This is a genomic window from Kluyvera sp. NPDC087067 (assembly GCF_044745165.1).
Taxonomy (GTDB): domain Bacteria; phylum Pseudomonadota; class Gammaproteobacteria; order Enterobacterales; family Enterobacteriaceae; genus Kluyvera.
On record NZ_JBIUZS010000001.1, the window covers coordinates 1 to 11,760 of the forward strand.

General features: G+C 55.9%; 11 protein-coding genes. 5 read left to right on the top strand and 6 right to left on the bottom strand.

The genetic code is table 11. From position 1 onward, the window contains the following. From ACIPDS_RS00005 to modE, 3 genes are all read right to left on the bottom strand, one after another. On the bottom strand, window positions 1–2,051 hold a 2,051-nt coding region (locus ACIPDS_RS00005; protein WP_400731831.1), incomplete at its 3' end, for a DUF6531 domain-containing protein. Window positions 2,052–2,284: 233 nt separating this feature from the next. Beyond that, a complete protein-coding gene (modF, locus tag ACIPDS_RS00010; protein WP_400731832.1) occupies window positions 2,285–3,754 on the bottom strand; it encodes a molybdate ABC transporter ATP-binding protein ModF in 1,470 nt (489 codons plus the stop codon). A 67-nt stretch (window positions 3,755–3,821) separates the two neighbouring features. Continuing rightward, the gene (modE, locus tag ACIPDS_RS00015; RefSeq protein ID WP_166514908.1) at window positions 3,822–4,610 is read right to left on the bottom strand and encodes a molybdenum-dependent transcriptional regulator; all 789 of its coding nucleotides are present in this window, start codon (window positions 4,608–4,610) and stop codon (window positions 3,822–3,824) included. A 130-nt stretch (window positions 4,611–4,740) separates the two neighbouring features. On the opposite strand from modE, the gene ACIPDS_RS00020 reads away from it, so the two are divergent. The 4 genes from ACIPDS_RS00020 (at window position 4,741) to modC (ending at window position 7,592) form a co-directional block, all read left to right on the top strand. Beyond that, complete coding sequence (locus ACIPDS_RS00020; RefSeq protein WP_073971125.1) at window positions 4,741–4,890, top strand: AcrZ family multidrug efflux pump-associated protein; 150 nt, start codon at window positions 4,741–4,743, stop codon at window positions 4,888–4,890. Between the two features lie 177 nt (window positions 4,891–5,067). Then, complete coding sequence (gene modA / locus ACIPDS_RS00025; RefSeq protein WP_400731833.1) at window positions 5,068–5,841, top strand: molybdate ABC transporter substrate-binding protein; 774 nt, start codon at window positions 5,068–5,070, stop codon at window positions 5,839–5,841. After that, a complete protein-coding gene (gene modB, locus ACIPDS_RS00030) occupies window positions 5,841–6,530 on the top strand; it encodes a molybdate ABC transporter permease subunit (RefSeq protein ID WP_400731834.1) in 690 nt (229 codons plus the stop codon). The genes modA and modB overlap by 1 nt, the downstream gene beginning before the upstream one ends. A gap of 3 nt (window positions 6,531–6,533) precedes the next feature. Beyond that, window positions 6,534–7,592: a molybdenum ABC transporter ATP-binding protein ModC gene (gene modC / locus ACIPDS_RS00035; protein ID WP_400731835.1), complete on the top strand. Its 1,059-nt coding sequence runs from the start codon at window positions 6,534–6,536 to the stop codon at window positions 7,590–7,592. On the opposite strand, the gene ACIPDS_RS00040 is transcribed toward modC, so the two are convergent. After that, window positions 7,593–8,411, bottom strand: a complete 819-nt coding sequence (locus ACIPDS_RS00040; RefSeq protein ID WP_400731836.1) for a pyridoxal phosphatase — start codon at window positions 8,409–8,411, stop codon at window positions 7,593–7,595. Window positions 8,412–8,540: 129 nt separating this feature from the next. Here ACIPDS_RS00040 and pgl point away from each other — a divergent pair, with 129 nt between their 5' ends. Next, window positions 8,541–9,536, top strand: a complete 996-nt coding sequence (gene pgl, locus ACIPDS_RS00045; RefSeq protein WP_166514913.1) for a 6-phosphogluconolactonase — start codon at window positions 8,541–8,543, stop codon at window positions 9,534–9,536. A 154-nt stretch (window positions 9,537–9,690) separates the two neighbouring features. On the opposite strand, the gene ACIPDS_RS00050 is transcribed toward pgl, so the two are convergent. Both ACIPDS_RS00050 and ACIPDS_RS00055 read right to left on the bottom strand, forming a co-directional pair. Then, on the bottom strand, window positions 9,691–10,971 hold the full coding sequence (locus tag ACIPDS_RS00050; protein WP_166514914.1) for a putative acyl-CoA thioester hydrolase: 1,281 nt from the start codon (window positions 10,969–10,971) through the stop codon (window positions 9,691–9,693). A gap of 215 nt (window positions 10,972–11,186) precedes the next feature. Further along, window positions 11,187–11,744, bottom strand: a complete 558-nt coding sequence (locus ACIPDS_RS00055; protein WP_400733370.1) for an MltR family transcriptional regulator — start codon at window positions 11,742–11,744, stop codon at window positions 11,187–11,189. Between the last annotated feature and the right edge of the window lie 16 nt (window positions 11,745–11,760).

Sequence of the window (11,760 nt, forward strand, 5' to 3'; positions counted from 1 at the left end):
GTGATGAGGTTTTCATCAGCGCTCTGCGTGAGATGCCCGGTCAGGTCGTAGTGGTAGCGCTGGCATCTGCCGTCAAAGCCGGTCTGCGCCGTCAGGCGGTCCATCACGTCATAACTGAACGTTGTGGTGGCGGCGTTTTCGTTGGTGAGGCGAATGGCTCTTCCGGCAATATCATAGGCCATTTTCCGCGTCAGGCCGCCCTGGGTGGTGCTGGTGATGTTGCCCCGGCTGTCGTAGTGGGTTTCTGTCCGGCTGCCGTCCGGGGCGGTCACGGTTATCAGGTCACCGGCGGCGTTGTAGTCGTAGCGGGTTTCACGATTTTCACCGTCACGGACGGCGATTAACTGGCCACGGCTGTTGTAGCTGCGGTAAACGCTCAGCCCTTCCTCGCGGTGCAACGCCGTCATCTGGCCGAAGCGGTCATACTCATAGCGCGTCTGGTAACCCGAGCAGTCGGTAAAGGCCAGCAGCAGCCCGTCGTCCCGCCAGTGCATCTCCTTGCGGCTGCCGGTCGCATCTTCTGTTGATGCGGGCAGTTCACTGGCCGGATTGTCATAACTGTACGTCGTGGTTTCGCCGCTGCGCGAGGTCTCCTTCACCAGCCGGCCCATTTCATCATAGTCACGGCTGCTGTGCAGGCCGTCCGGGTACGTCGTGGCGGTCAGCTGGCTCTGGCGGTTATAGCCGTAGCGTGTTTTCCGGCCGTCCGGCCACATCACCTCCGTGACGATACCCGTGGTGACCGTCCGGCTGTATTCCGTGCGCCGTCCGGCGGCATCCGTCTGTGCCTTTAACCTGCCATAACCGTCGAACTCACTGTGAGTGACGCTGCCGTCAGCGAATTCTTTTTTCACCACCCGCTTCAGGCCGCCTTCGCCTTCGGTGTGTAAGACCTCGCGGCGGTTCAGGCTGTCGGTAATGGTGACGGTGTTTTTGCCATAGGCGTAGGTGTAGCTCAGACCATCGGGGTGATGCTGGGCGATAACCCAGCCGTCAGCATCATATTCGTAGGAGACCGGCGGGCGCCCGGCGTACTGCTGGGCCACCATTCTGCCGGTGTGGTGCGGGTCATAAGAGAAGCGGCGCACCTGCACATCGCCACGGTCATAGACCGCCAGCAGTTCACCGCGCGGGGAGTAGGCGTAGCGCACCAGCGGGGCGGCGGGAAGGTCGTCAGGAAACAGCGGGTCATGCGTCAGCCACACCTGGGACAGGCGGACCCCGCAGTCCTGACCGTATCCGGCGGCGGGCAGGGTTTCCCGATAAGGTACTTCAGCCGCTTCCGCGCGCTGTGCCTGGGTGGTCAGTACCAGCTGAAAACGTCTGCCGTTGCCATCGGTGACGCCGGTGATGTGGCCGGCCAGCTCACCCTCTACCGCGCGGTGATAGCGCAGGGTACGACCGAAGCGGTCCGCCAGCCCGGTCAGTACCCGGTACGGTGGCAGCGGCGCAGGAAGCACCTCATCCACGCCCGGCACCCGCTCTGCCCAGCCGAGTATCCACCACGGCCCCTGAAAGCTGTTCGTTGCCAGATAAATATGCGGGCTTAAGCGGATATCTTCCGGCAGCGTCTGCCAGAGTGCATGCAGCGGATGACTGTCATGCAGGGCAGCAATCCCGCCGCGCGCCAGCCAGAAGGACTCGCTGCGGCTGTACGAGCACTCGCCCGGAAAGAGCGGTTCAAAGTGAATACTTCGCCCGCCGTTGTCGTTCAGAATCAGCGCTGCATCGCGCAGCTGTAAGCGCAGGTCGGCGGGCATTTTCCAGCCGGGGCCGAATAAACCTACCAGTGCCGGTGTTTTCGTCTGGTAGCTGTTGTACGAGCGGGTGAGGACAAACGGCAGCGGGCCGGGCAGCGCGATATCCGTCTCGCCGGGCTGCACCTTTGCCCCCAGCAGCGGGTTGACCGGGTTACCGGAAGTCACCCCACCGGGGCAGACCGAGCAGGCGACGCCGGAAGGCGCACCAATCATCACACCCAGCGAGCCCTGCACTATCGGGCCGCCGTATTTGGTCATGTCCCCCTGGCGTGCCGCCGGTTTTCCGCTCATCGCTCAAATCCTTTTGCTGTTAATCCGTGCACATCAGACGTTGTGCAAAAGTATTAGAGGCAATAATCAGTTATGGATGTGTGATGAGAACCTCATTTTTATAGGAGGTGAAAAAATAAATCATAGTATTTTCAATTAATTAATAAATTTTTATGATGAGGTGGCTTTTTTGTATATGATAAAAAAATAGATCTGCATCTAAAGAGATAGTGTAGAACACTCATCCCATTGATTCAGATTGCACCCACCCTGTAGCCATATCCATCCCCCTCGGCCACAAATTCCAACCGGTGGGTAATACACTCCGGCGCATCCTCCGCGTGGTGCGAGACAAACAGCAGCTGCGTTTTTCCTTCACCGATCAGCACGTCTATAAAGCGTCGGACTACCTGACGATTGAGGGGATCTAACCCCTGCAATGGCTCATCAAGGATCAATAACGTTGGATGTTTCACCAACGCGCGAACGATCAGCGCCAGGCGCTGCTGCCCCCAGGAGAGACTGTGGAACGGCGCGTCGGCGGTGCGTGCGTCCATACCGAGAATATTTAACCACTCATCGACCAGTTTGCGCTGCTTATCGGAGACGGCCTGATAGATGCCTATCGAATCAAAATAGCCGGAGAGGATGACGTTGCGCACGTTTGTGCTGACGCGGTAATCCAGATGCAGGCTGCTGCTGACGTAGCCGATGTGCTTTTTAATGTCCCAGATGGTTTCACCGCTGCCGCGACGGCGGCCAAACAGGGTTAAATCGTTGCTATAACCCTGCGGATGATCGCCGGTGACCAGACTTAATAGCGTAGATTTCCCCGCGCCGTTTGGCCCGACAATTTGCCAGTGTTCGCCAGGGGCGACCGTCCAGCTCAGATGGTTAATGATGGGCCGGTCGTTGTAGGAAATCACGCCGTCATTGAGCACGATAAGCGGCTGGCCGTCGGGCAGAGAAAGCCGGGCAGAAGGGGCGTCCGGCTCGGGCAATGTCATGCCGGAGAGTTTTTCACTGTGCGCAAGTTGGGCGATGAGCGTTTGCGCCAGCAGCGCCTTTGTCTCACCGGTTTGCGCTAACGTACAATCTGCCAGCACACCGGCGAAGGGCACAAAGTCTGGGATATCATCAAAACGGTTAAGCACCAGCACCAGCGTATAACCGGCTTCGTGCAGCGTTGCCAGATGACAGGCAAGCTGGCGGCGGGAGGCAACGTCCAGCCCGTCAAACGGTTCATCAAGGATCAAGAGATCCGGCTGCGACATTAACGCCTGGCATAACAAGGTTTTGCGCGTTTCCCCGGTCGAAAGATACTTAAAGCGGCGCTCCAGCAGATGGCTGATGCCGAACTGTTCAGCGAGCGTTGCACACCGTGCTGGGTCGTTCACTTCATCCTGAATAATTTGTGCGGTAGTGCGTCCGGTATCGTCTTCATCGGGGCTGAGCATATCGGTGTTGTTGCGTTGCCATTCATCACTGACCAGCTTTTGCAGCTGTTCAAAAGAGAGGCGGGTGATGCGATGAAATTGGCATTGGCGACTACCGGAAAGCAGCGGCAGCTCGCCTGCCAGCGCGCGGGCGAGTGCCGATTTACCGCTACCATTACTGCCGACGAACGCCCAGCTTTCTCCGGCACGCAGCGTCAGATGCTCAATTTTTAATGTTTTTGTGTCGCTAAGACGAAACGTGCCTTGCGTAATTTGCAATGATGACATGATGTATCCCGATTTTTGCAGCGTTATACATCAGGGATACGTGTTCAGGCGGATAATGTCAATGCCATTAGCATAGCGTCGCAACAATGATACGGTCGGCATTAAAGAATGCGATGACCTCGGCACCTTCTTCCAGCGTCTGGGCCTCAGCAAGCGCAAGAGTGGCGCATAACGTCTGCCCGTCCGGTAAAGCCATCAGCACTTCGCACTGTTCTTTACCGCGCTGAATGTGGCTGATACGGCAGGCCAGCTGATTATCGGCCTGGGCGGCAACCGCGGGATCTCGCGTGACGTTAACCCACGGCGCTTTCAACAGCACCAGAACCTCTTTACCTTCATCCAGCCCCAGCCGTTCGCCGCTTTGGGCGGTGATGGCCACTTTCAGGCGGGTAGTGCCGTCCGCTAAAAGGATATCGACGTGCTGCTGTACCTGCTGATGGTCGCGTTGAGTGACCGTACCAAACCATTGGTTGCGGGCGCTGGTTTGCAGCGAGAAGCGGGAGATGGCGGCCAGCAGGCTGTCCAGCGGCAGAGCATCGTCATCGCTTAACACATCGAAGGCTTTTTGCTGGATTTGCGCCAGCAGATCGTAGAGTTGGATCAGGCGCTGACCGTAGCGGGTTAATACCGCGCCGCCGCCGCCTTTACCGCCTGTCGCGCGGTCAACCAGCGACTGTTCGCTAAGCTGATTCATCTCATTAATGGCGTCCCAGGCGCTCTTGTAGCTGATTCCCGCATTTTTAGCTCCCTGGCTGATTGAGCCGGTCTGTGCTATTTGTTTGAGTAGCGAGATGCGGCGCGGATCGGCAAACAGGCGCTGCTGGAGCTTAAGGGTCAGAAGGATTTCGGCTTGCATAAGAGTATCCTGGCAAGAAAAAGGGTATTCTGACCCAAATAGCCGCTCACGCAAAGCACACCGCACAAAAGGGAGTGTATTTCTGCGCTATCCGGTTACAATAGCCGCATCACAATATCTGGAGTTAACCATGTTAGAGCTGTTGAAAAGTCTGGTATTTGCCGTAATCATGGTGCCCGTAGTGATGGCTATCATCCTGGGGTTGATTTACGGTCTGGGTGAAGTGTTTAACATCTTCTCCGGCGTCGGTCACAAAGATCGCGACCAGAAAACTCACTGATTTCCTCAAAAACGTCCGGTTTCACCGGACGTTTTGCTATGAAGTTCCTCACACTCCTGCCGATAATATCCCGTAAATACAGTAATAATTCATGCATCTGTAATGCAATAAACCAGGAAAGTCCTTATACTCACCGCTGTATTTTTTTGTATACAACGGTATTCACAGGAGTTTCAAATGACAGGTTCATGGTTACGTTTGTTTGCGGGAGCGACATTGACGCTCTCCGTGGCGGGTCACGCGCTGGCGGATGACGCTAAAATCACCGTATTTGCTGCCGCCTCGCTGACCAATGCGATGCAGGATATTGCTAAAGAGTACAAAAAAGAGAAGAACGTTGACGTGGTTTCTTCTTTCGCGTCTTCCTCGACGCTGGCTCGCCAGATTGAAGCGGGTGCACCCGCTGACCTGTTTATCTCCGCTGACCAGAAATGGATGGACTACGCGGTAGATAAGAAGGCGATTGATACCGCCACGCGTGAAACTCTGCTGGGCAATAGTCTGGTCGTGGTCGCGCCAAAAGCGAGCGCGCAGGGCGATATCACTATCGATGCGAAAACCAACTGGACCAGCCTGCTCAAAGACGGCCGTCTGGCGGTAGGTGACCCGGAACACGTCCCGGCAGGCATCTATGCGAAAGAAGCGCTGCAAAAGCTCGGCGCATGGGAAACCCTGTCACCGAAACTGGCGCCAGCGGAAGACGTTCGCGGCGCACTGGCGCTGGTAGAACGTAATGAAGCGCCGCTGGGTATCGTTTACGGCTCTGACGCGGTGGCCAGCAAAGGTGTTAAAGTTGTCGGCACCTTCCCGGAAGATTCCCACAAGAAGGTTGAATACCCTATTGCCATTACCGATGGTCATAAAAATGCGACGGTTACCGCGTTTTATGATTATCTGAAAGGGTCGCAGGCATCTGAAATCTTTAAACGTTACGGATTTACAACTCGCTAATGATATTGTCCGATCCCGAATGGCAAGCGGTTCTGCTGAGCCTGAAAGTGTCATCCCTGGCTGTGGTTTTTAGTCTGCCGTTTGGGATCTTTTTTGCCTGGCTGCTGGTGCGCAGAAATTTCCCCGGTAAAGCGCTGCTCGATGGGTTTATCCATCTGCCGCTAGTGCTGCCGCCGGTGGTTGTGGGTTATCTATTGCTCATCGCGATGGGACGCCGTGGCTTTCTCGGTAGCTGGCTTTATGACTGGTTCGGTCTGACCTTTGCCTTTAGCTGGCGCGGTGCGGTGATAGCGGCGGCGGTGATGTCGTTCCCGCTGATGGTCAGAGCGATTCGTCTGGCGCTGGAAGGCGTTGACGTCAAGCTTGAACAGGCGGCGCGTACCTTAGGCGCCGGGCGCTGGCGCGTGTTTTGTACCATTACGTTACCGTTAATGCTGCCCGGCATTATCGTCGGTACGGTGCTGGCCTTTGCCCGCTCGCTGGGCGAGTTTGGTGCGACGATCACCTTTGTCTCGAATATTCCCGGCGAAACGCGCACCATTCCTTCCGCGATGTACACCCTGATTCAGACCCCCGGTGGCGAAAGCGCAGCGGCGCGTCTGTGCCTGATTTCCATTGTCCTGGCGCTGATTTCGCTGATGATTTCAGAATGGCTGGCGCGTCTGAGCCGTCAACGGATAGGAGCGTAACGCATGCTGGAGCTCAATTTTAGCCAGACGCTGGGCACGCACTGTCTGCAAATTAACGAATCTCTGCCTGCCTCCGGAATTACTGCCGTATTCGGCGTTTCCGGGGCGGGTAAAACCTCGCTGATTAATGCCATTAGCGGGCTGACCCGGCCGCAGCAGGGGCGCATCGTGCTCAATGGACGAGTGCTCAATGACGCGGAGCAGGGCATCAACCTCGCGCCTGAAAAAAGGCGCATTGGCTACGTGTTCCAGGATGCGCGACTTTTTCCGCACTACAAAGTACGCGGCAATCTGCGCTACGGAATGGCGAAAAGCATGGCTGACCAGTTTGATAAACTGGTGGAGCTACTCGGCATTGAATCATTGCTCGACCGCCTGCCCGGCAGTCTCTCCGGCGGGGAGAAACAGCGCGTGGCGATTGGCCGGGCGCTATTAACCGCGCCGGAACTGCTGCTGCTTGATGAGCCTCTGGCGTCGCTCGATATTCCGCGCAAACGTGAGCTGCTGCCGTACCTGCAACGCTTAGCGCGGGAGATTAATATTCCGATGCTCTACGTCAGCCATTCGCTGGACGAAATCCTGCATCTGGCCGATAAAGTGCTGGTGCTGGAAGGCGGGCAGGTCAAAGCCTTTGGCAATCTGGAGGACGTGTGGGGCAGCAGCGTGATGCACCCGTGGCTGCCGCAGGATCAGCAAAGCAGCATTCTGCGCGTGACGGTCATGGAGCATCATCCGCATTACGCAATGACCGCGCTGGCGTTGGGCGACCAACATATCTGGGTAAATAAGCTCGAGAAGCCGCTGCAAAGCGCGGTGCGAGTGCGCATTCAGGCGACCGATGTGTCGCTGGTGCTCCAGCCTTCACCCCACACCAGTATCCGTAACGTGCTGCACGCCAAAGTGTTGCAATGTTTTGACACTCAGGGCCAGGTAGAAGTCCAGCTTGACGTCAGCGGCCGCACGCTGTGGGCGCGCATCAGCCCATGGGCAAGAGATGACCTGGCGGTGAAACCAGGCCAGTGGCTCTATGCGCAGGTTAAAAGCGTGTCGATCACCGCCTGATTACAGCAGGTTTTTATAGATAAAGTCGGCGATAGCATCCGTGGTGTTTTCGCCGATCACCACGTTGGCGCGGGCTTTGACTGCCTCGTCGGCATTTCCCATCGCCACACCGGTTCCCGCCGCTTCCAGCATACTGATATCGTTAAAATTATCGCCAAAAGCAATCACGTCCTGCATAGACCAGCCCTGCGAGGTCACAAACTGGGTCAGGCGTTTACCCTTACTGTTACCCTGGCGGGCGATATCCACCTGATCGTGCCATGACCATTCGCACTCCAGTTGCAGCGTCTGCTCAACGTGTCTGGCGAAGTTTTGCAGCTTCTGGCCGTCTTCATCGGTCAGGGCAAATTTCCACACGTTTTTGACGTCGTGCGCGGCCTGGGCCAGGGAATCCACCTGAGTAAAGGAGGGCCGCTGATCTTCTGGCAGCGTCAGCGCCCAGTTACCGGTGCGAATAACATGTCCGGTGGGGTACTGGTACATCATGGTATCGTCGACATACATCAGGCCATGGATCTTGTGCTCATCCAGTAACGTAATCAGCTGCTGGGCTTTTTCCACCGGCATGGGATCGGCATCCAGGACTTTTTTTGCTTGATAATCATACAAGTAAGTACCATTACAACAAATTGCAGGTGTATCTAACGCCAGTGCCTGATAAAAAGGATGAATCGCAACGTGGTGACGACCGGTCACAATCATTAATTGATACCCCGCATCGCGGGCACGATTGAGCGCTTCCAGAGAAGAGGGGAGCAGGGTTTTCTTCGGCGTCAGGAGCGTTCCGTCCAGATCCAGGGCAATTACACGTGCAGTCATAGATATGTCTCGAGTTAAAGAGAAAATTCGCTGTTCAGGATGGTACACCGAGATACCTGTGCGGCAAAATGATGTGAAGCAGGCCGCGATAAATCGCCACAATTCTACGTTTTCCTAAAAGGAGTAGTCATGAAACAGACCGTTTATACCGCCAGCCCGGAAAGTCAGCAGATCCACGTCTGGACGCTGAATCACGACGGTAGCCTGACGCTGGTGCAGGTGGTAGATGTTCCAGGTCAGGTGCAGCCGATGGTCGTCAGCCCCGATAAACGTTTCTTGTATGTTGGCGTACGCCCGGAGTTTCGTGTGCTAGCTTACCGTATCGCCCCGGACGATGGCGCGTTGACCTTTGCGGCCCAGGCACCGTTACCGGGCAGCCCAACGCATATCTCTACCGACCGCAAAGGCAACTTCGTCTTTAGCGCCTCTTACAACCAGGCCAACGTGAGCGTGATTCGTCTGGAAGACGGTCTGCCGCGCGACACGGTGACGGTGCAGGAAGGGCTTGATGGCTGCCACTCCGCCAATATCTCTCCGGATAACCGCACGCTGTGGGTTCCTGCCCTCAAACAAGATCGTATCTGCCTGTTTACGCTTGGTGATGATGGCTTCTTATCCGCGCAAACGCCTGCGGAAGTGACGACGGTTGAAGGTGCGGGCCCGCGTCACCTGGTGTTCCATCCGAACGAGCAGTACGCCTACTGCGTCAATGAGCTCAACGGCACCGTTAACGTCTGGGAGCTAAAAGATCCTCACGGCAACATTGAGTGCGTACAGACGCTGGATATGATGCCAGCCGATTTCTCTGACACCCGCTGGGCGGCAGACATCCACATCACCCCGGATGGCCGTCACCTTTACGCCTGCGACCGTACTTCAAGCCTGATTACCATCTTTAGCGTATCGGAAGATGGCAGCGTGCTGTCATTAGAAGGCTTCCAGCCAACCGAAACCCAGCCGCGCGGCTTTAATATCGACCATAGCGGTAAGTACCTCGTCGCGGCAGGTCAGAAGTCGCACCATATCGCGGTGTATGAAATTGCCGGTGTGCAGGGGCTGCTGCAGGAGAAAGGCCGCTATGCGGTAGGTCAGGGCCCAATGTGGGTAGTGATTAACGCGCATTAATCAGGTAGGCCGGATAAGGCGTACGCCGCCATCCGGCAATGGCGTCGGGCTGCCTGATGGCGCTACGCTTATCAGGCCTACGCGGCAGTCTTATTCAGCAGGCCAAAAAAAAGGCTCATGCGATGCATGAGCCTTTTATCACTTAGCTAAATGACTATTTAGCTTCCGCCATCACATGACTTCCCACGCCGCGGTTGTTGTACTCCCACATACGGTTGAAGTTACGGTCGTTCAGATCGCGTTTCATCTCGCCTTTGTCGTCCTTCGCGCCGGTGTTGCCGCTGAAGGGACGTTTTGAAATGGCGGCGTCAGCCCACGGTTTTGCCCCGTTGAAGCCTTCGTTAATCACGCTATCGCGGATCACAACCTGACCGTTGGTATTGCTGTCGACGTCCAGAGAACGGCCCAGCTGCGCCACGCCGTCACCGGATGCGGTGAAGCGGCTGTTAGTCGCCAGGAAGCCGTAGAAGATGTTGGACTGTGTTGCCGGGGCGAACACGTAACCTTCCTGCTGGGTACGGGAGTTCACCACGCGGAAGTCGGTGTTATCAAACACCACCGCGCCGCGGCCGGAAACGATATCTACATCACCTTCAATATAGCTGTTGCTGACCAGCGTACGGGTCTGGCGGTTGTTCTGCAGACGGTTGTCTACGCCGCTGTTGGTGACAAAGAAGGTGTTCTGACGGCCCAGAATGTTGACGTTGTTCAACTGGGTTTTGTCGCCATCGGTACGCAGCGCGACGGCCTGGTGCGTACCCGCATCCACGCTATCGCCGAGGTTGTTTTCGATGGTCAGGTTCTGCATTTGCAGACCGTTGTTTTGTGACCAAACGACCGCGGAACACATCATGCCGATGGTGGCGCTACGTTTGCTCTGGCAGTTGTCGAACATATACCACGCTGGTTTACCAGGCATGTATTTACCGCCCGGGTTCACCAGACGACGCCAGGTCGCGGTGTCAATTTCGGAGTCGATAGCCAGACCGATTTTCACGTCGGAGGCTTTCTCGCCGCTGCCGTAAATGGTAATGCTGCCGGAGGCTGCCGGAATATACACGGTGCCCTGATATTCACCCGGTAACACTTCAATGAACTGGCGCGTGTTGCTGCGGCGGGTAATCGCGGCGTCAACCGCAGCTTGCAGGGTGGTATGCGTCACGCCCTGTGTACCCGCAGGCCCCACCACGAAGTCAGCTTTGGCTGGAATCGCGATAGGCGATGGAGACCAGGCAGCAGCGTTCGGATCAAGCGATGAGAAGTAACGCGCGGCGGTAAAGTTCTGCGCTTCATCAGCAGATAACACCGGACGAGAGGATGTTCCAGGTGCGGCCTGATCAGATGGCCGTTGATCCGCAGGCGTTGAGCTGCACGCCGTCAGTGTCACGCCAAAAGCCAATGCCAGCGCCAGACGAGAAACCGATAAAATGTTCATGTTGCTCCAGGCTAATTAAGTGAATGTGAATCCTGTAAAAGCAGCCTTTTTATACTATGTTGAGCGAAACGGGAAGATATACTGACAAAAATCGCCTGTTTTTTTGGCGACTTAGGTGTGCGGAAGACGATGGTGGGATTTCTGAGTAAGAATAGCCTCATCATAACGACAGCATCATTGTGCCGCTCTACGGTCGTGCGCCATCCTGCTACCCTTTAAAACGCTTTTTTATGCGTCAAATTCGTGACTAAATCGGTGATGCTCAACACTAACGTAGAACGCACCATCTGCTGATAGCGTTGCTCTTGCATGGTAATGAGTGATTCATCCACCACGTCCTCAGGCAGATGCAACGTCGGCTGCGGTGGCAGCGCCGTCATGCAGTGCAGCATGCTGATGGGCCCCAGAATTTCATCATCGGTAAAGCTGTAGATCTTATTTTCATTAAGCAATTCACCGTTGAGCGCCACCAGAAGCTCGACGTCTTCATATTCATCGCGGCTAATGACGCCGAGCGCATAAATCAGTTTCAGGCGCACCGACAAATTTGCCAGCGGCCCCGTGCCCTCCAGCAGCGGCTCTACCGCGTATTTCACGGCATAGTCGTCTTTACGAAAGGCTTGCAGAATCAGGAGATCCACCGCTTCCGCTAGCAACCCCACGGCAGTCTGAATGAAGCCGGTGAGCGTTTGCCGCGCGTTTAATCGCTCTAAAATTCGATTTTCAACGGCCTGATTTTTATAAAGATCGGATTCGTCCATTGGGGTCATCATCGTGGCTTCATATTCC

Bases quoted from the DNA above. Each gene is read 5' to 3' on its own strand.
- modF (WP_400731832.1), bottom strand. From the start codon at position 3,754: ATGTCATCATTGCAAATTACGCAAGGCACGTTTCGTCTTAGCGACACA.
- ACIPDS_RS00055 (WP_400733370.1), bottom strand. From the start codon at position 11,744: ATGATGACCCCAATGGACGAATCCGATCTTTATAAAAATCAGGCCGTT.
- ACIPDS_RS00050 (WP_166514914.1), bottom strand. From the start codon at position 10,971: ATGAACATTTTATCGGTTTCTCGTCTGGCGCTGGCATTGGCTTTTGGC.
- modC (WP_400731835.1), top strand. From the start codon at position 6,534: ATGCTGGAGCTCAATTTTAGCCAGACGCTGGGCACGCACTGTCTGCAA.
- modE (WP_166514908.1), bottom strand. From the start codon at position 4,610: ATGCAAGCCGAAATCCTTCTGACCCTTAAGCTCCAGCAGCGCCTGTTT.
- ACIPDS_RS00020 (WP_073971125.1), top strand. From the start codon at position 4,741: ATGTTAGAGCTGTTGAAAAGTCTGGTATTTGCCGTAATCATGGTGCCC.
- modB (WP_400731834.1), top strand. From the start codon at position 5,841: ATGATATTGTCCGATCCCGAATGGCAAGCGGTTCTGCTGAGCCTGAAA.
- modA (WP_400731833.1), top strand. From the start codon at position 5,068: ATGACAGGTTCATGGTTACGTTTGTTTGCGGGAGCGACATTGACGCTC.
- pgl (WP_166514913.1), top strand. From the start codon at position 8,541: ATGAAACAGACCGTTTATACCGCCAGCCCGGAAAGTCAGCAGATCCAC.
- ACIPDS_RS00040 (WP_400731836.1), bottom strand. From the start codon at position 8,411: ATGACTGCACGTGTAATTGCCCTGGATCTGGACGGAACGCTCCTGACG.